The sequence below is a fragment of the Virgibacillus oceani genome (assembly GCF_014638995.1).
GTDB lineage: Bacteria > Bacillota > Bacilli > Bacillales > Amphibacillaceae > Virgibacillus_E > Virgibacillus_E oceani.
This window is the reverse complement of record NZ_BMFR01000025.1, coordinates 1-20,136: the sequence shown is the minus strand read 5'-3', so window position 1 is coordinate 20,136 and position 20,136 is coordinate 1. Positions and strand designations below refer to the sequence as shown.

Annotated in this window: 14 protein-coding genes and 1 riboswitch; of the genes, 11 read left to right on the top strand and 3 right to left on the bottom strand. The window is 38.1% G+C overall.

Annotated features, from left to right (window positions below; translation table 11 throughout):
* Positions 1-30 precede the first annotated feature (30 nt).
* From IEV74_RS18125 to IEV74_RS18090, 8 genes are all read left to right on the top strand, one after another.
* A complete protein-coding gene (locus IEV74_RS18125; protein ID WP_188456777.1) occupies positions 31-780 on the top strand; it encodes a gluconate 2-dehydrogenase subunit 3 family protein in 750 nt (249 codons plus the stop codon).
* Positions 781-842: 62 nt separating this feature from the next.
* Positions 843-2,558 carry a GMC family oxidoreductase gene (locus tag IEV74_RS18120; RefSeq protein ID WP_188456776.1) on the top strand — a complete coding sequence of 572 codons (1,716 nt, stop codon included), beginning with the start codon at positions 843-845 and terminating at the stop codon, positions 2,556-2,558.
* A gap of 53 nt (positions 2,559-2,611) precedes the next feature.
* Positions 2,612-2,794 carry a twin-arginine translocase TatA/TatE family subunit gene (tatA, locus tag IEV74_RS18115; protein ID WP_188456775.1) on the top strand — a complete coding sequence of 61 codons (183 nt, stop codon included), beginning with the start codon at positions 2,612-2,614 and terminating at the stop codon, positions 2,792-2,794.
* 355 nt (positions 2,795-3,149) lie between these two features.
* The gene (locus IEV74_RS18110) at positions 3,150-4,760 is read left to right on the top strand and encodes a YndJ family protein (protein WP_188456774.1); all 1,611 of its coding nucleotides are present in this window, start codon (positions 3,150-3,152) and stop codon (positions 4,758-4,760) included.
* 135 nt (positions 4,761-4,895) lie between these two features.
* Positions 4,896-6,308, top strand: coding sequence for a D-alanyl-D-alanine carboxypeptidase/D-alanyl-D-alanine endopeptidase (dacB, locus tag IEV74_RS18105; protein ID WP_229683247.1), 1,413 nt, complete (start codon positions 4,896-4,898; stop codon positions 6,306-6,308).
* A 764-nt stretch (positions 6,309-7,072) separates the two neighbouring features.
* Positions 7,073-8,542 (top strand): spore germination protein, encoded by a 1,470-nt coding sequence (locus IEV74_RS18100; RefSeq protein ID WP_188456773.1) that lies wholly within the window; start codon positions 7,073-7,075, stop codon positions 8,540-8,542.
* A gap of 17 nt (positions 8,543-8,559) precedes the next feature.
* Positions 8,560-9,645 (top strand): GerAB/ArcD/ProY family transporter, encoded by a 1,086-nt coding sequence (locus IEV74_RS18095; RefSeq protein WP_188456772.1) that lies wholly within the window; start codon positions 8,560-8,562, stop codon positions 9,643-9,645.
* Entirely contained in the window at positions 9,635-10,705 is a 1,071-nt protein-coding gene (locus tag IEV74_RS18090; RefSeq protein WP_188456771.1) for a Ger(x)C family spore germination protein, read from the top strand. Before IEV74_RS18095 ends, IEV74_RS18090 begins: the two co-directional genes overlap by 11 nt.
* Before the next feature lie 41 nt (positions 10,706-10,746).
* On the opposite strand, the gene IEV74_RS18085 is transcribed toward IEV74_RS18090, so the two are convergent.
* Positions 10,747-11,970 (bottom strand): MFS transporter, encoded by a 1,224-nt coding sequence (locus IEV74_RS18085; RefSeq protein WP_188456770.1) that lies wholly within the window; start codon positions 11,968-11,970, stop codon positions 10,747-10,749.
* Between the two features lie 42 nt (positions 11,971-12,012).
* Positions 12,013-12,435, bottom strand: a complete 423-nt coding sequence (locus tag IEV74_RS18080; RefSeq protein WP_188456769.1) for a MarR family winged helix-turn-helix transcriptional regulator — start codon at positions 12,433-12,435, stop codon at positions 12,013-12,015.
* Positions 12,436-12,707: 272 nt separating this feature from the next.
* A riboswitch (SAM riboswitch) is annotated at positions 12,708-12,816 on the top strand.
* 97 nt (positions 12,817-12,913) lie between these two features.
* Here IEV74_RS18080 and IEV74_RS18075 point away from each other — a divergent pair.
* The 3 genes from IEV74_RS18075 to IEV74_RS18065 all read left to right on the top strand — a co-directional run bounded on the left by IEV74_RS18075 (position 12,914) and on the right by IEV74_RS18065 (position 17,798).
* A complete protein-coding gene (locus IEV74_RS18075; protein ID WP_188456768.1) occupies positions 12,914-13,966 on the top strand; it encodes an LLM class flavin-dependent oxidoreductase in 1,053 nt (350 codons plus the stop codon).
* Positions 13,967-13,982: 16 nt separating this feature from the next.
* The gene (locus tag IEV74_RS18070) at positions 13,983-14,930 is read left to right on the top strand and encodes an ATP-grasp domain-containing protein (protein ID WP_188456767.1); all 948 of its coding nucleotides are present in this window, start codon (positions 13,983-13,985) and stop codon (positions 14,928-14,930) included.
* 702 nt (positions 14,931-15,632) lie between these two features.
* On the top strand, positions 15,633-17,798 hold the full coding sequence (locus tag IEV74_RS18065) for a type IA DNA topoisomerase (protein WP_188456766.1): 2,166 nt from the start codon (positions 15,633-15,635) through the stop codon (positions 17,796-17,798).
* 316 nt (positions 17,799-18,114) lie between these two features.
* On the opposite strand, the gene uraA is transcribed toward IEV74_RS18065, so the two are convergent.
* Positions 18,115-19,398 carry a uracil permease gene (uraA, locus tag IEV74_RS18060; RefSeq protein WP_188456765.1) on the bottom strand — a complete coding sequence of 428 codons (1,284 nt, stop codon included), beginning with the start codon at positions 19,396-19,398 and terminating at the stop codon, positions 18,115-18,117.
* Between the last annotated feature and the right edge of the window lie 738 nt (positions 19,399-20,136).

The following is a 20,136-nucleotide window of genomic DNA, read 5'->3' as shown; positions in this document are numbered from 1 at the left end:
AAATTCCATCGATAGAAGGAGGTTAGTCTTTTGACTGAAGAAAACAACGAGAAGTCTGGAGCAGAAAATTTATCCAGACGGAAATTCATACGAAATTCCAGTTATGCAGTAGGTGGCCTCGCGGTTGGTGGTGTACTTGGTAGTGTTATTCCTTGGGGGACGGAGGATCAGGACCAACAACAGCAGGCAGCAAAACAAGTAAAGAACTATAATAATGCATTGATGTATTTCAGCCAGGCAGAGTTTCAAACAGTACAAGCTGCAGCTGAACGAATCTTCCCGGAAGATGATAATGGTCCAGGAGCTAAAGAGCTTGGCGTAGGATTTTATATTGATCATCAAATGGCAGGATCGTATGGATTTAATGCCAGAGACTATATGGTTCCCCCGTTCTTTCATGGTGAGAAGGAGCAGGGATATCAAGGAAGACTGAAACGACGGGAAATTTTTAGAATTGGATTAAGAGAAATGCAAAATTATAGTCACCAAAAGTTTAAAAAAGGGTTTACGGAAATAGCGGAAGATGAACAGGATAAGGTTCTAAGTGATTTTGCTGATGACAAGGTTAATTTATCGACGATTTCAGCGAGCGGATTTTTTGATATGCTCAGAAGCATGACGTTAGAAGGCGTGTACAGTGATCCGTTATATGGCGGAAACAAGGATATGGATGCATGGAAGATGAGGAATTATCCAGGAGATCAAATGAATTATACGGAAATTATTGCTGATGACAACTTCCAGGAGATTGAGCCGCGCAGTCTTCGTGACCATATGTAAATTCATGTGCAACGCTGATATTTCTAATTAATGTTTACTCAACAAATTTGTGAGGTGACAGAATGGCTAAAAAATTACCAAAAACCGACGTGGTAATTGTCGGTGTAGGCTGGGGCGGCGGCATTATAGCTTCGGAACTTACGAAACAAGGTCTAAACGTCGTTGGCCTGGAAAAAGGGCAAGAACGTCAAACAGAGGATTATTATATGGTGCATGACGAATTACGGTATGCGCTTCGTTATGAACTAATGCAGGATTTATCTAAAGATACCATTACATTTCGTGGCAATGAAAAAATGCGTGCCCTGCCAATGCGTCAATATGGTTCATTCCTTTTTGGTGATGGACTTGGCGGTGCTGGAGTTCATTGGAATGGACAGACATTTCGCTTTCTTCCGTATGACTTTGAAATACGCAGTCAAACAATTGATCGTTACGGCAAGAATAAAATACCAGCTGATATGACCATTCAGGATTGGGGAATTACGTACGATGAGCTGGAGCCATATTACGATAAATTTGAAAAAATGGCAGGCATATCCGGTGAAGAAAACCCGCTTGGCGGAAAACGATCTGATAAATATCCGACTGGGCCAATGAAGCATACGCCTTCCATGAAAATGTTTAAAAAAGCAACGGAAAATTTGAAGTATCATCCGTATACAATACCTTCTGCTAATTTATCAGAATCGTATACGAATCCTGATGGAATAGCTAGGTCAGCCTGCCAATATTGCGCGTTTTGTGAACGTTTTGGCTGTGAGTATGGTGCTAAAGCAGACCCTGTTGTTACAGTAATTCCCGTTGCAAAAAAGACAGGTAAATTTGACTTGAGAACACATTCCTGGGTCAGACGGGTTTTACATAAGGGCGGCAAGGCAACTGGTGTGCTTTATACGGATGTAACGACTGGTGAAGAAATCGAACAGCCAGCAGATATGGTTGTTTTGACAAGCTATGTGTTTAATAATGTAAAGCTATTGCTGAATTCCAAAATTGGACGTCCTTACGATTCATCCACTGGAACCGGAGTAGTAGGCAAAAATTATGCATATCAAGTTGTTAAAGGTGCGGCTTCGGGTTATTTTGAGGACAAAAAGTTTAATTCATTTGCTGGTGCAGGTGCATTAGGTATGGTTATCGATGACTTTAATGGAGATAATTTCGACCATTCAAATTTAAAATTTATCCACGGTGGTTACCTTGCTTTGACGCAAACTGGAGCAAGACCGATAGCAAACAATCCGATTCCGTCAGATTCTCCTACCTGGGGTAAAGAATTTAAGCAAAACTCCCTGAAATATATCAACCAAACATTGTCTATTGGTGCAATGGGAGCCAGTATGCCGTTTAAACAGCATTACCTGGATCTGGATCCGGTTTATAAGGATACCTTTGGAGACCCGCTAATACGGATGACATACGATTTCAGGGATCAGGACAGAGAGCTTGCTAAATTTACAGCTAAAAAGTCCAAAGAAATTCTTCAGGAGATGGGTGCAGATAAAATTGATGCTATGGAGGATTTAGGTCCTTATAATATCACAACCTATCAGTCGACCCATAATACTGGCGGTGTGATTATGGGGGCGGATCCCGATACTTCTGCTGTTAATAATTATTTGCAAATGTGGGATATGGAAAATTTATTTGTTGTCGGTGCTTCGGCATTCCCGCACAATGGTGGATATAACCCGACGGATACGGTAGGAGCTTTAGCGTATCGTGCAGCTGAAGGGATTGTGAAATTCTCTAAAGACGGTGGTATGCTTGCGTAAAAGGATTCTGATTGCGGTATAGCTTAATGAGTATGGAAAGAAGGTGTTAGAAAATGCTTTCGAATATTGGCATACCAGGGCTGATTTTAATTCTAATCATTACCCTGATCATTTTCGGTCCCAAAAAGCTGCCGGAAATTGGCTCAGCATTTGGCAAGACATTATCAGAATTCAAGCGAACTACAAATGATATTATGAACGATGAAGATGAATCAACTGATCCGAAGAAAGGCTAATAACCACAGTATGAAGGGGCTGCCTCCAAACCAGGGGGCAGCCCTTCGTGTTGTTAAAATGTTATTTCCTGTCTTTGTTCATAAGTGTGTATGTTAAACTTGAACCATTAAATGGTGATTATATTGAAAAGCATAGCAATTTTACGTTAGAATTCCGATAAATGCCGAAATGGAAGGGATGTGGCAGGTTGGGAAACAGCACTTAGTTTTGATGTCTTAGAAAGATAGGCGGAAAGGTAAGACACCATCATCTCAACAATACGTCCGGTTTTTAGCAGTTGTATAATCAATCAATGTGGCTGTAAGGAATCTATTAATTGGACCTGTTTTTTATATGAAGGAGAATTGAAAACTGATGACATTTCGTAAGCTAGGTATCATTAATATAATTTTATTGATTATTATTATTATTTTCAGTCCGCATCCATGGTATTTTTTAATGTTAACTTCAGCACAAATCATTTTTGTACCTCTGGTCTTGGATTTGATTTTTAAAGGAGATAACAAGAAGTTTCCATGGTATTTACCTTATTTTTTCATTTTGGCATCCCTGGCAGTATTAATATTGCAGGTAACAAATGATACACCGTGGGACTTGTTTTTAGCATTGCCTTATTTTATCTTTACATTAATGGTTGCGTTGTGCGGGTTCGTACGTTTTCTAAACAGAGGTTTTATTCATCTGGAGGAATTCATGATTGATATGGGGATGATCTATTTGACTATTGGAGGTGCATGGTTTCTGGCATATGAGGGGAATATCGAGACCGGTTTCTCCTCAATGCTGTCATGGCTTACAGGTATCCATTTTCATTACTCGGCATTTTTGCTGCCAGTATTTGCCGGTTTCCTTGGAAGATTATATAAACCAGCATTCTACAAATGGATAAGTATTATAATCCTGTTATCTCCAATCGCAGTAGCAATAGGGATCACCTATTCGAGGGTTGTGGAATTATTAGCAGTGATTCTTTATATCATTGGTATCTATGGGCTGATAATTCTATCTTTTAAAATTGCAGACCAACTTCCTCTTCAAAAAGGACTCACGAGGATTTCATTTTCGGCTTTGGGTGTTTCTATTCTATTTTCACTCCTATATGCTCTAGGGAATGTAACGTATCAATTTCATATAACCATAGACTTTATGCTGTATTTCCATGGGATTACAAATTCTATTGTGTTTGCTTTAATGGGAGTAATTGGCTGGTCTGTCCAAGTTCCAAGTGCTAATTATAATAAATGCAGTTTCCCTATTAGCCGGTTTAGTGGAAAAGGGAAGATTGGTGAAAAGTTTCTAATCAGTAAGACAGATAGCCAAAAGTATAATGGATTAGTAGACGATATGGATATGTACAAACCGGATATTAATGAAACATTGTCCACAACGGTAAAGGATTTCTATGAAAATACCACTGCCTATCGACTATTAGCCGAAGTTAAGTGGCGTTCCTGGTTTAAGCCATTTGCAGGAATTTATCGTTTATTCAGTCATAAAATGCAACAAATCAATTTGCCTTTTTCCAGTAAATCAGTGGAAATGACTGGGGATATTTTTTCGATTGATGATAAGAAAGATGGCAGAAGTAATGTACGGGCGTGGGTTCGGAAAATAAACGAAGATATCGTTTTTGTCGCTCTTTATTCATCACACCAGGAAAGTGGAAGGACCTACATGAACATCGCTTTACCATTACCATGGTCTTCTATGATTGGAATCTTAGAGCTTAATCAATATGGAGGAGATTTGCGGTTAACCAGCAAGAAAAGAACAAGCAATGCTGATTCGGGAATATATTTGGCGATTGGAAGTAACTTATTCAAATTACCATTTGAGGAGCAATTTGATGTGGAAGAAATAGAGGAAGGTATTCTTAAGGCTAAGCACACAATGTGGCTATTTTCCGTGCCATTTTTGTCAATTGATTATCGAATTTATAAGCTGGATAAAGAAATGGAAATCTGAAATAGAATAGAAGGTGGTAAAATTCACTTCATTATTCAGAGGAATCTGCTGCAGGTATATGGAATTATTATAAAGAGGGTTAGGGAGTTTTTGTACTGCTTATCACTTAACCGAAATTCCAAGGAGGGAAATCTGTTGAACCAGCAAACAGAATCGGAATATGCGACGGAAAGGAATAGATCATTTCAGCAAATAGATGATTTTATAAAAAAAGAAGGAATGTTGGATGATGCGATAATTGGAATAAGTATCCGATCCGCGTCATCGGGTGAGAAACTATTTGATCATATGGGAAACGTTCGACTCCGCCCAGCCTCCAATATGAAATTACTGACGGCAGCCGCATCACTTTCGAAATTAGGTGGTGCTTATACATTTGGAACAGAATTGTTAACAGATGGCCCTGTTAAAGATAATAAGCTTTTTGGCAATCTTTACTTAAGAGGAAAGGGCGATCCAACCTTGCTGCCTAAAGACTTTGAAACATTTGCAGAAAAAATCAGGCAATCCGGAATTTCGCACATAGAAGGAGACATTGTAGGCGATGACAGCTGGTATGACAATGTTCGGTTATCTGCAGATTTAAACTGGAGTGATGAGCATTATTACTATGGTGCACAGGTTTCGGCCCTTACTGCTTCGCCGAATACAGATTATGATGCCGGCTCTGTCATAGTGGAAGTAACGCCTGGCATTGTACAGGGAGATAAACCTTTCGTAAAGCTTTCTCCTGGGACCGATTACGTTAAAATTACAAATAAAGCGGAAACAGTTTTAGGTGATATGGAAGCTGATATTACGATTAATCGAGTACATGGAACGAATCATATTACAATAGAGGGAGCTATCCCTGTCAGGACCTCAGCTGTTAAAGAGTGGATATCTGTTTGGGAACCGACCGGCTATGCGCTTGACCTGTTTCTTCATGCCTTAAAGAAATATGAAATTACGTGGAGCGGTAATGCTAAGCAGGCAGTAACACCTGCTGGGGCGAATCTGTTATTTTCGCATCAATCCATGCCTTTATCAGACCTGCTTGTACCATTTATGAAATTAAGTAATAACGGTCATGCTGAAATTTTAGTAAAAGAACTGGGGAAAACCGTTCATGGTGAAGGGAGCTGGGAAGCGGGCTTGACAGTTGTAGAGAATGAATTAGCTAAATTTGGAATGAAAACGGACACACTATTGCTTAGGGATGGTTCAGGAATATCTCATATAAATCTGATTCCGGCCAACGAGATTTCAAAATTACTTAACACTGTACAGGATATGGAATGGTTTTCTTCTTTTTTACATTCATTGCCTGTGGCGGGACATTCTGATCGAATGATTGGCGGAACATTGCGTGATAGAATGAAGGAACTAGGCGAAAAGGTGAAAGCGAAAACCGGCACCATTTTCGGAGTTAGTACATTATCAGGCTATACCGAGAATAGTCTAGGGAAGACACTCATTTTCTCCATTATGATCAATAATTTATTAGATGAAGAAGAAGGTCCAGATATCATCGATCAAATTGTAAAATTAATTGCGGCGTCCAGATAAACTGTTTATTTCTGGTGCATGTAAAGAAGTAAAATAGGTAAAGAGACTAGGGCATAACTATTATTTTGGGCTACTAAAGAAGAACGACTATAAGAAAGGCATTATTTTTTCAGGTAAGGTTCTTAATAAGTAGTTGCCGCAAACTGCGACGTAATATTCTCGGGTCGCCGTCCGGGATCGCTGCGGGCTGGTGAAGTGTATGATAAGATATCAACTCTAGTTAGTGGTATTATTATAACACTTGTATCACAGATGTTTTGCTTAATAATTCCTTTTATTTATGTAAAACAAAGTAGCACGTAAATATGCATATGCACATACTAGCAGCCCGTATACACGGAGACTCCTGTGGGAGATGAGGCATCGGTGGGACCCCGGAGTGCGTCAGCACGAGGAGGCTCATCAGCCGCCCACGGAAAGCGTAGTGTATACGGGCTGCGGTACCAAAGAGCGTCCAAAATGATGCAAAATCACCACAAGCATTTATGTCGCAGTTTACAGACAATTAGCATTAGGGTTATGAATACCTAAAAAATCCGAACGAATACAAATTCTAATTGATGAAATTGTAGTTCGGATTTTTTTTGATTAAAATCCTTTTGACCAAGTTATTTTTCTCTTGTTTCTTTTTCACTAAGATAATCCACAGAAGTGGGTTATCGGATTAGGCTAGGAAAAAATACATCTCGCAAGTATATGAATAATTTAACTCCATTATTTTATACTAAGAATAGTTAACCTCGATAAACTAAAAGGATGTCCCCATGAAAAAGAAACTTACTGAAAAAAAGATACAGCGTGAATTTGAAAAGCTGTTTAATGACCTTAAAAACAGTGATGATTTTATAGACTATCAGATCGACCACGGTACGGACAAGCTTTCTATAGGTTATTTTAATTCAGCAATCGATAATAAAAAAATAGAAGCATTTGTCCTTCCCTATGTTCAGGAATTCAACTATACAGATTTAGAGGAATTAGACAACATTATTCCAATTGCCAATTCGTTTTTAACAAATGATGTAAGCAAAATAAGGCGAAATCTTCTAGAAGGTTTTCTTTTTATTCATATGGAACAATCCGAACAGAAGTACTTGCTAATCCCGGTACCGTTAATGAAAACCCGGCAGATAACCAGCCCAGAGGTTGAATTTAGTGTTGTTGGGCCAAAGGAAGCTTTTGTTGAAAGTATTGATACGAACTTGAATTTAGTTCGCAAACGATTAAACATACCCGAGCTGACCATTAAAAAAATGAAAGTTGGAACAATTACAAAGACAAAAGTTGCGGTTGTTTCCATCAAAGGAATAGCCGATAAAAATAATGTTGATACAGTTGTACAACGTATACAGGACATGGATATGGATCAGGTTATCGACAGTTCCTATATTCAGCAAAAAATTGCGGACAATATAAACTCACCCTTCCCGCAATTACTTGATACGGAACGGCCGGATCGGATTGCAGCTATCTTGGCTGAAGGTAAGGTCGCTATTTTCGTTGATAATTCACCACATGTTTTAATTGGTCCGACTACATTAGTTGAGTTTTTTTCAGCATTTGAGGATTACTTTCTAAATTGGACGATTGCATCGGCATTTCGTTTAATTCGGGTATTTGCTGTATTCTTCTCCATTTTGGTTACACCATTGTATGTAGCTATCCTTACACATCATTTCGAAATAATTCCAAAAGAACTGCTTGGTACATTAGTTAGTTCACGGTCACAAGTACCATTTCCACCCATATTAGAAGCAATAATTTTGGAATTAACGATTGAACTGTTGCGGGAAGCGGGAGCGAGATTGCCGACAAAGGTTGGTCAAACAATTGGTATCGTTGGCGGTATTGTTATCGGGACCGCGTCAGTGGAAGCCGGACTGACAAGCAATGTTTTGTTAATCCTTGTTGCATTAGCGGCATTGGGCTCTTTTACAACCCCGGTTTATCAAATGGGCAATACCATTAGGCTGATTCGTTTTCCAATGCTGCTATTCGCTCATGTATATGGACTTTTGGGTGTTAGTATTTGTATAGCATATATCATGGTTCATTTGCTAAAGCTTACATCGCTTGGCAGGCCATTTTTTGAGCCGGTATTTCCGTATAGGCCAAAGGATTTAAAAGATGCTTTTATCAGATTGCCGTTTAACCTACAGGACAAGCGTCCATTCGCGGTAAGATCAGAAAAAGTGTTACGAGAGACGAGTAATGGCAAAAATGACACATCTTGAGTAGAGGGATAATTGCTATGATCAAAGATAAAGACCAGGTACCGCCTCTTATGGCCTTCTTTCTAATTACAGGTGCACAAATCGGGGTTGGGGTTCTTAGTTTTACAAGTGTCATCAATAAATATGCCGGTCACGATGCGTGGATATCTATTATAGTAGCGGGGATCATTATTCATATTTTGATTTGGCTTATGTATAAGGTATTAAATAAATACAATGGAAAAGATTTTGCGGCTATACATAGAGAAATTTATGGGAAATGGATCGGAGCGTTCATCTCGATCATTATTTCCTTTTATCTAATGTTTCTCGCGGCTGTCGTTTTACGTTCTTACATGGAAATTATTCAAGTATGGATGTTCCCGGATGTAAAGCTATGGGCATTATTACTATTAATCATGCCGCTTATTTACTATATTATTTCAGGTAAATTCAGAATTGTGGTTGGCGTTTGCTTTCTTGGAGTTGTATATCCATTTACATTAATGTTTGCCTTAATATATCCACTGAAATATTCAAAAATCACAAATATTTTACCTGTATTCGATCATTCATTAATGGAAATAGTTCAATCATCGGCATTAGCCATGTTCAGTTTCCTGGGGATTGGCGCATTGATGATTTATTGTCCATTTATCAAGGAGTCCAGTAAATCGCAAAAATATGCTCATTTTGGAAATTTATACACAACATCCATATACGTTGTTGTTTGTTTTGTCTCCTATATTTACTACAGTCAGCATGAGATAAAAGATATTATTTGGCCAACACTCGGCTTATGGAAAATTGTTGAGCTGCCTTTTTTGGATCGTTTTGAATATATTGGCATATCTACATTGTTTTTTGTCATATTGCCTAATTTAGCACTGTATACATGGGGGAGCAGCAGAACCTTATACAGAGTTTTACATATAAAGCAAAAATGGATTTCTATTACTTTATTAACTGTAATTTATTTTATTTGTATAGTTATTGAAGGCAGAGAAAAAATCTTGCTTGCAAGTGATTTTATAACAAAAATAGGGGTTGGATTATTGTTTTATATCCCAATATTATTTGTCATGCATTTCATTAGCAGAAAGGTGAAACGGAATGCCTCTTAAATATGTAGCTTTTTTCATTCTTATTTTTGTCAGTATTACCATTAATTTTACCATGCCAAAACGGATCATTGATAAAATCCAAATGATTACCGTTGCCGGGTATGATTATGTGGATGAAAATACATTAAAAGGCACCATTGCTACGCCGATTTTTCTCCAGAAAGGTGAAATTCAGGATATATTATATACTGATGATGCTTCTATGATATATGATTTAGACACAAAACTAAATACGGAGGCGTCAGAAGATCTGGAGAATGGTAAATTAGCTGTCGTATTATTCAATGAAGAGCTGGCAAAACATGGTGTTAAAGATTATACTGACTTTTTGCTGCGTGAACCAAGTATTGGATCAGGACTTTACCTTGCAGTTACTGAAGGATCCACTAATGAATTATTAAGCTCAATAAAGAGCATGAAAGGCGCGGGTGTCTATTTATCAGATCTTATTAAGCACAATATTCAAAGCCAAAAACACCCGGATACAAACTTAAAGACATTTACCTATAGCCTGGAATGTGAAACATGTGACCCGTTTTTACCTTATTTTAGAATGGTGGACGGCAAACCGAAAATTGATGCTATTGCATTGTTTAAAAAAGATACTTATATTGATCAAATTCCTATTGAAGATTCCTTTGTTTTTAACCTATTAAACGGGGATATAGAAAATGGAGATTATGTCCTTGAAAGAAAGGAATTTAAAGCCGCCATTCAAAATATTGATACCGATAGAAAAGTTATCGTTAACCAGCAGAATGGAAGTATTAATATATTATTGGATATAGAAATTATAGGGGTAATCAGAGAATATACCGGCAATAGGGTATTGCGAGATAAGGGGAAAATCAAAAAGGATCTGGAAAAAGAACTACATAAGAAAGCGGAAGAGATGATAAAAAACTTTCAAGAAAAAAACATTGATCCAATTGGTATTAAAGAACAAATCAGAAGTAAAATCAGGGCACTAACGATAAAGCAAATCAATGATCAATACCCGGCAATAACGATAAATATGCATATAACGTATACGAATTTAGAGTCAGGTACAAGGAGGTAAATAAAATGATGCCTGGTGCTATATTGCACCAGGCATTGGTTTTACTCTGAACTTTGTATTTCCCGGTAAACCTTTTTCTCTGCATACTTTTCTTTCTGCTGTCTGGATTGGTACAGTAGAAATAGTCCAATTACCACGACAACTAAGATTGCATTTATAAGATATAAGTTTTGGAAACCAACTCCCGCAGCAACAAGTCCCCATACAAAGGATCCTATCGCAATACCGGAATCATATAACATAAAAAATGTCGCTGTAGCGTGACCGCTTCTAGAATGATGTGCAGTTTGAATTGCCATCGTCTGAAAGCTTGGCAGTAATGTGCCATATCCTAAACCGATAAGTCCAGCCGATAAAAGCAGCATCCATGCAGATCCTGTAAAGCCTAATGTTACTAAACCGACTGCAAATATAAACAAACAAGGTAAAATAACGTGATTTGGTCCTTTTACATCAAACGTTCTTCCAAAGTATGGTCTCGACAAAAGCATAATGATTGCAAAGACTAAAAAGAAATAGCTTGCGGACGCCGATAGACCAATTGATTCGGAATAAACGGAAATAAAAGAAAGAATACTGGCATATGCCAGGGAAACGAAACTGCTTATTAATGCAATTGGTATTGCCTTTATTTCAATCAAATCGCTGAGTGAAAATTTATGCTTGGTTGCTTTTGCGGTATCATTGCTTTCCTGTGGGACATGTACACTCATTGAAAAAATAAGGCCAGCTATCATAAGTATGCTTAAAATAATAAATAGTGTTTTAAAGGTTACAAATTGCAGCAATGACAAGCCGATAAACGGTCCAGCTACAACAGCTAAATTCATTGCCATTGCAAAATATCCAAGCCCCGCACCGCGCCTTTCATGGGGAATAACGTCTGCCGCAATTGCTCCAGTAGCGGTGGTGATTACACCAAACGATAAGCCATGAAAGAATCGCAATACGAGTAAAGGAATGAATGAATCAATCCAGATATAGAAGAATGTAGTCACTGTAAATAAGGCAACACTTAAAACAAGTCCTCTTTTTTTACCTGTTGTATCTAATAGTTTTGCAGAGATTGGCCGAACAATAATAGCGGCTATCAACATGACTGTGACAATTAATCCACCATCAGCCTCAGAGCCGCCCAGATTATTAATAACATATATAGGGAGTGTGGTTAATAATGTATAAAAAATCATAAATACCATGAACTGTGTCATGGAAATGCCGATAAAGCTCTTGGTCCAAATCGGCTGTTGTTTTGTATTACTCATTTTCTGCTTCCTCTCATGATGTATTACGTATTCTTCTGTGTTTCAATTTGAATCTGTTCCAAGCTTTTTTAGCAGTAAATATAACTGCTCTTTCTCTTCTGCGGATAGACATGCTACCATTTCCCGCTCTACTTGGTCTGTCGCTTGCTGAATTTGAGTGAACTTTTGTCTTGCTTCCTTAGTTAATTCGATGACGCGTTCTCTCTTGTCCTCCCCTTGCTTCCTGACTACCCATCCGCTTTTTTCCATTCGCGAAAGTGTGCGTGTAACCGTTGGGGCTTCCACATTTAAATATTTCCATATTGCAGTTTGTGTCATTGGTCCATACTTTTCAAGACAAAAAATAATAGACCATTGAGAAGCGTACAATCCATGGTCAAGAAGCCGACTGTTTATTTCTTTGCTCAAATACCGAACCCGTTGATTCAGCAAGTGAAATAAGTTTCGATTGTTAAAATTAGACATTGTCTCACCTCGATATTTACCTAGGTAAATAAAATCACTTAATCTATCATACAGATTTTTTGGGGATTTGTAAAGTGCGGGAATTGTATGATGGGGAGCAGGGGATAGGGATTTGGCGACTGGATCCTGCGTCCGGCAATTATTCGGCGGGTAAGTTTTAGTATTCATATCACCAGTTACATCTAATGTAAGAAAGTTTGAACAAAATAATTGACAGATAACACCCTTTTAACTTAATATCATATTAAATAACTATGAATAGTATGTTTTATTTCTTATCTAGAGAGGTGGAGGGATATGGCCCATTGAAACCTCGGCAACAGGTTCTTCATTCGAATACTGTGCCAATTCCAGCAAGCGTGATAGCTTGAAAGATAGGAAGAGTAGAAAATCTTCATTGATCGTAAACTCTTTTCCTATCCGGAAAAGAGTTTTATTATGATTAACTTCAATTAAGATGGGAACGGAGTGAAGGTATATGAAGTATGGTTTTTGGCTGCCCATTTTTGGGGGATGGCTTAGAAATGTGGAAGACGAAGGGATGCCAGCGACATTTCGGTATGCAAAGAATGTTATACAATCAGCGGAAAAATGGGGCTACGACACAACATTAATTGCAGAATTATACTTAAACGATATTAAGGGTACAGACCAGGACTCCCTTGAAGCCTGGTCAACTGCAGCAGCTTTAGCAGCAGTGACAGAGAGAATTGAAATCATGACTGCTGTTCGCCCGTTGTTCCATAATCCGGCGGTAACTGCAAAAATGGCTGCAAATATAGATCGAATCAGTAATGGCCGATTCACCTTAAATGTAGTATCAGGCTGGTGGGCTGGAGAAGCAAAACAGTATGGTGGGGATTTTACGGAGCATGATGAGCGATATGATCGAACAATTGAATTTTTGGAAATTTTAAAAGGCTTATGGACTGAAGAGACCTTTTCGTATAAAGGAAGGTTTTACCAAATTGAAAATACGCAGCTTTCACCAAAACCAGTTCAGTGGCCAAACCCAATTCTTTATGCTGGTGGGGAAAGTGATAAAGGAAAGCAAGTGATCACTTCGCTTTGTGATGCTTATGTTATGCATGGTGGAACAGTGAAGGAAGTGGAATCTAAGATTGCAGATATGAAAAAACGCCGTAGTTTAGTAAGTGGTGTACCTCTGCAATCATTCGGGATGGCAGCTTATGTAATCTGCCGCGACACAGAGGAAGAAGCACTCAAGGAATTAGATCGTATTACAGATGTAAAGGATACAAGTGGCTATTCCGGATTTAAAGATTTCACATCAAAATCACACCTTGAGCAACAGATTCAGCTTCAGGATTATTCAGTGTCCAATCGCGGGTTACGTCCAAATCTTATTGGTACACCAGAACAAATTGCAAAACGTATTTTAGAATATGAAAAAGCAGGTGTTGATTTACTGTTGTTACAGAGTTCTCCGCAGCTGGAAGAATTGGAGCGATTTTCGAAACAGGTTATGCCTAAAGTTGAGGAATTACGGGCTAATTTAGCGAACATCTAGGAGAGGGATGGTAGTGTTGAGTAAAATATATGTCATACATGAGAACAACGAATGGACAGAGCATTTATTTAATAGATTGGAAGAATTGGAACTCCCATATGAAGATTGGTCGGTGGAAAATGGTTCAGTTGATCTTACATCAGTCCCGCCTGAAGGTATCTTCTATAACAGAATGAGTGCCTCATCACATACAAGAGGGCACCGTTATTCACCAGAACTGACAAATGCAGTGTTAGCTTGGTTAGAGCATCATGGGAGAACCGTAATCAATGGAAGTCGGGCATTACAATTGGAAGTAAGTAAGGTATTACAGTATTTAGAGCTTGAAAAGTTTGGTATAAAAACACCGAAAACAGTGGCCGCTGTAGGAAAAATGGAATTACTGGAAGCAGCTGAAACATTTAAAGGACAGAAATTTATCACGAAACACAACCGTGCAGGAAAAGGGCTGGGTGTACAGCTATTCCAATCGGAAGGTGCATTGCAAAATTATGTGGAGGGCGAATATTTTGAACCATCCGTTGATGGAATTACGTTGATTCAAGAGTATATCGAATCTCCGGAATCATTCATTACTCGTTGTGAATTTGTCGGTGGCAAGTTTGTTTATGCTGTTCGAGTTGATACATCAGACGGTTTTGAACTATGTCCAGCTGATGCATGTACAATTGATGATTTGTATTGTCCAGCCGATAAAGAAGAATCCCCTTCTCCGTCAAAATTCCAAGTTAGAGAGGACTTTGACCATCCAATTCTTAAAAAGTATGAAAAAGTTCTTGCAGCAAACAATATACAGATTGCTGGAATCGAATTTATCGAGGATAAAAATGGGGAAATTTATACGTATGATATTAATACGAATACCAATTATAATAGCGATGCCGAAGCAAAAAGCGGAAAATATGGTATGCTTGAGGTTGCTAAGTTTTTGGGCGGAAAATTAAGCGGTGATATAAAAGGTTAACTATATATCAGAATAAATTGCTGAAAACCATTTTCTTTCCTATAAGAAAATGGTTTTTCTGTTTAGTAAATTGCAATTGACGTAAAATGCGACGTAATATTCTCGGGTCGCCGTCCGGGATCGATGCGGGCTGGTGAAGTGTATGATAAGATATCAACTCTAGTTAGTGGTATTATTATAACACTTGTATCACAGATGTTTTGCTTAATAATTCCTTTTATTTATGTAAAACAAAGTATCACGTAAATATGCATATGCACATACTAGCAGCCCGTATACACGGAGACTCCTGTGGGAGATGAGGCATCGGTGAGACCCCGGAGCGACGAGCAAAACATCCACCGAATAAGCTACGAGTTGTGAGGAGTGCAGCATCACCGAAAATGCTTGCAACACGACGAACACCCAGCGTGAGGAGGATCATCAGCCGCCCACGGAAAGCGTAGTGTATACGGGCTGCGGGACCAAAGAGCGTCCAAAATGATGCAAAATCACCACAAGCATTTATGTCGCAGTTTACAGAAACTACGAAAACAATTAGAAGAAAAAAAATCTCTTTCATTTTTTTGATAATACCCATTTCAGTAAACTATCTGTTAGAATTAAGGTATACTAGATTCACCTTCCACTTATCTTCTGCCAATTTCTTTCACTAGTATTCTATTAACAATTTAGAAAACACACATAAGCGGGTGATTACCAATGCGATTAATCCTAGCGGAAAAGCCATCTGTAGCGAAGAATATTGCAGATGCATTAAACATAAAGAATAAAAAAGACGGTTATTTTGAAGGTAACAACTACATTATCACGTGGGCGTTTGGCCACCTTGTTCAGTTGTATGATGCAAAAGACTATGACAGTAAGATGGCACGCTGGAAGATGGACAATTTTCCATTCATTCCTTCCAATTTTAAATATAAAGTAAAAAATGATCCAAGGAATAGGCAGCGATCGGATCGGGGGGCAGAGAAGCAGTTAAAAACGATTCATTTTTTAATGAAGCGCAACGATGTTGATATGATCATTTCTGCATGTGACTATGATCGGGAAGGTCAGGTTATTGGGGACAGTATTATTTATCGAGCGAGGCCTAAAAAGCAGATTTATCGATTGCTGTTAAATGAATGGACACCTGATGAGGTTCTGCAAGGGATAGAAAAAATGAAACCAAATGAAGCAATGAGACCGTTGCAGGATGCTGGGGTTAGCAGGCAGTGGGCTGATTGGGTTATTGGTATTAATCTGACCTCCGTTGCAACATTAAAATATCAAAAGGGGAAAGGTAAAGCCCTTAATATTGGCAGGGTGTTACTGCCGACATTGAAAATAATTTATGATCGTGATAAGGAGATTGAAAGTTTTGTCCCTGAGGATTATTTTAAACTTATTGCAACTTTTCAAACGAAGGACCAAAAAGAATATGAAGGTACATACACAGTAGACAATGAGGAAAAATTTAAGGAAAAAGACAAGCTCATTAATATTCTTGAATTGATCCAGAGTAAGCAGGCAACCATTACGGACAAAAGTGTGGAGAAAAAGAAGGAATTTCCTCCATTTCTCTTTAATCTTTCCAATTTGCAGGGGTATATAACAAATAAATTTAAAGGCTGGACATCAGATAAAGTATTGAAAGTTGCACAATCACTTTACGAAAAGAAATTCATTACATATCCACGAACATCAAGCATTGCATTAGAAGAAAGTCTGGTTGGGAAAACTGCAAAGGTATTGAAGGCATTAACAGATGATTTGCCGTTTAAGGATGAAATTAAGTTTATGAAAACAAAAAGAGTCTTTAACAACGCCAAAGTGGAAAGCCACAGTGCGATTGTTCCGACTTATGTAAAACCGAAACGGCTTTCAAGCGATGAACAGATTGTCTATACCGCCATTAAAAACCGGTTCATTATGCAGTTTATGCCTGTAGCTGAATATGAAGAGACAAAACTTACCACTACAATAGATGATGTAAATGGGGTTTTCATCTCTAAAGGTAAGGTACAGCTAGTGGAAGGATGGAAGAAGGCAGAGAATATAAAGTCCAGGGATAATCTTTTACCGCTTGTACAAGTGAACGATGCTGTCCGTTTAATAGATTCTGAGGTTACATCCCATGTTACAAAACCACCAAAACACCACACAGAAAAAACACTATTGAGGGTGATGGAGACGTGCGGGAAAAGTTATAAAGAAGATGAAAGCGATGAAGTTATGGGAAGTATTTTAACTGGATTCAGCATCGGTACCGCGGCAACAAGGGCAGAAACAATCAAGAAATTAAAGGACGTAGGTTATATTTTCGGCCAAGGAAAAAATCTATTGTGCCAAGATCTGGGTAGAAGACTTGTGGAAACCTTCCCTGTAAAAGACCTGTTTGATTTAGAGTTCACTGGGCGCCTTGAAAAGACATTGTCGGATATACAAAAAGGCAATGTTAGCAAGAAAGAGTTTTTGAGATTAGTTTTTTCATTCACGGAAGAGTCAGTTGCAACGATCAAAAATGGGCAAGATGTGATCATCAATGAAGTTAATGCAGTACGAAAGACAACCGAAGTGCTGGGTGCTTGTCCACAATGCGGAGGTAAAATAATAGAAGGAGCAAAAGGATTTGGCTGCAGTAATTGGAAGAGTGGCTGTAAGTTTGTCATTTGGAAAAACGACAAATATTTAGCCTCTATGAAAAAAAGAGCGACAAAAACGATGGTAAAAGCGCTTTTGAAAAATAAAGCTGCCTATGTTAAAGGGTTAACAAGTAAAAAGGGGAGCAAGTTTAACGCATATTTGCGATATGAGAAAAATCCTGATAATGACTATTTTAGCTGGAAAATGGAGTTTAAGAAGCAGTACTTCAATGGAAAATAGTTCATTATAAATGTGAATTTGGAATAGGCTATTTATCGGGATATTGTGCATATGCAAATTATAGTAAGAAGGAAACAATTATTTATAAATAGCTAACTTCCTAAAACGGGCAATGACAAAAGGCTAGATTTTCAGAAAGACACTGAAAATTAGCCTTATTATCTTGTGTAATCCTTGATGTAATTTGGCATGCTCTGATGTTTCCCCATTAATAAATGTTGACAGCATGTGGTAAATAGAATGCAAACACAGGTGAAAACATGGCAGAAGCTGGTTCTTTTCTATGGTCAAAATCAAGGAAAAAACCTATATAAACTTACTCATTTGACAGCTTCAGCACATCAAGCAGCTTAAGGAACAAGCTGATGATAATTGCAACAATCGTAGCCAATCCCATTCCTTTTAATTCAACGGAACCCCATAATTGAACAGATGCACCACTGATTCCGATGACAAGAACGACACACGTTAGGATTAAATTTTGGGAACGATTATAATCGATTTTAGATTCAACCAACATCCGGATCCCGCTTACTGCAATAATACCGAATAATAATATCGATATCCCGCCCATTACGGGTGTCGGTATAGATGATATTAATGCTGCAAGTTTTCCGCAAAATGATAGAATGATAGCTACTACTGCAGCCATACCGATAATCCATGTGGAATAGACTCTGGTGATTGCAAGAACTCCGATGTTTTCCCCGTAGGTTGTGTTTGGTGTTGCACCAAAAAAGCTGGAAAGAATAGTAGAAATCCCATTCCCCATTAACGAGCGATCAAGTCCAGGATCTTTGATTAAGTCTTTATTGACAATATTACCCGTAACAAATAAGTGCCCGATATGTTCTGGAATAATAACAAGTGCTGCTGGCAGGATAATAAAAATCGCAGACCAATCTATCTTCATTTGATAGAATTCTGGCATTGAAATCCATGCAGCTTCCTGAACCTTTGTTAAATCAACTAGTCCAAATGCAAATGCAATAAAATATCCAGCGATAATCCCAATCAGGATAGGAATAATTTTCAAAAATCCTCGCAGTGTTACCCAGCAAACGATTGTGATTGCTAATGTTAAAAATGATACGAGAGCAACTTTTGGATCAACAGACCAATTTGTGCCTGCATCCGCCGGGGCGATCCACCCTGCCATTTCAGCCGCTGTTGGTACAAGCTCAAGTCCAATAACTGCTACGATTGCACCCATTGCAGCTGGCGGGAAGATGACATCAATCCAACCGGTTCCAGCTATTTTAATGATGAATGCAACGATACACAGAACAATCCCGACCATAAGGAATCCACCTAAAGCATAACTATAGCCGGCTCCTCCTGAATAGTTCCCTAATACAACAAATACTGGGGATAGAAAGGCAAAACTAGAACCAAGGTACGCTGGGATTTTCCCTTTGGTAATAAATATATAGAGCAATGTTCCAATTCCGTTCATCAATAATATTGTTGCCGGATTTATCTGGAATAGGACTGGAACTAATACGGTTGAACCGAACATTGCAAATAAGTGCTGTATGCTTAGTGGTAAACTTTGTAAAAAAGGTAAGCGTTCATCTACTTGAATTTCCCTTTGTGCCATCTTTTTCTCTCCTTTTTGAAAATTAGGTTTTCCGGTTACCCTCAGAAAATATAAAAACACCTTGCCTAATCATGGCAAGGTGTATGTGAACGTGCAAAATCAGATATGGAATAATACCATTCGATTTCTATTAAACAGAGCTCTTCTGTTCCACCTTGCCAGCCTCACAGGACTGAATTAAAGGTAACCGTATAAACTTATCTTAGTTATTATTACAATTTAACATGGTTGTGTCAATGATTTTCTGCAATTAAATCCCGATTTTGATTTTCCATCTATCCCCCAGAACCATTCATGAGCAAAGTTAAGCAAACTACACCAGCTCAATTTCACGGCATGCCAGAATTGGTTGAGAAAATGACAGAAGAATTATGGGTAAATTGTGATTAAAAATGGCGTTATTTCTTTTTTTACGGTATAACATCTTTTTTCAGTTACATCTTTACCTGCTCCTTAGCTGTTTTGATGTGTTCATAATTATTCCTCCCCGTTTTGTGGTTATAGATATATTCGTAGAAATAGCAATAATCCTTTTATTCTAAAGTTCTATTTGCAGCAAGTTCACGTATATCTAATTAGTGGTGCGAAATTTAAGAAAATTTTTCAAAAATTGAAACCTTTCAATGATCAATTCCGTATTAATAGTGTAAAAGTACTACATATCACGCAAAAAGACCTGCTGTAAGATGTCAAGAAGAAAATAAATAAATATTTAGTTATCAAGGTACAATTTGCTTA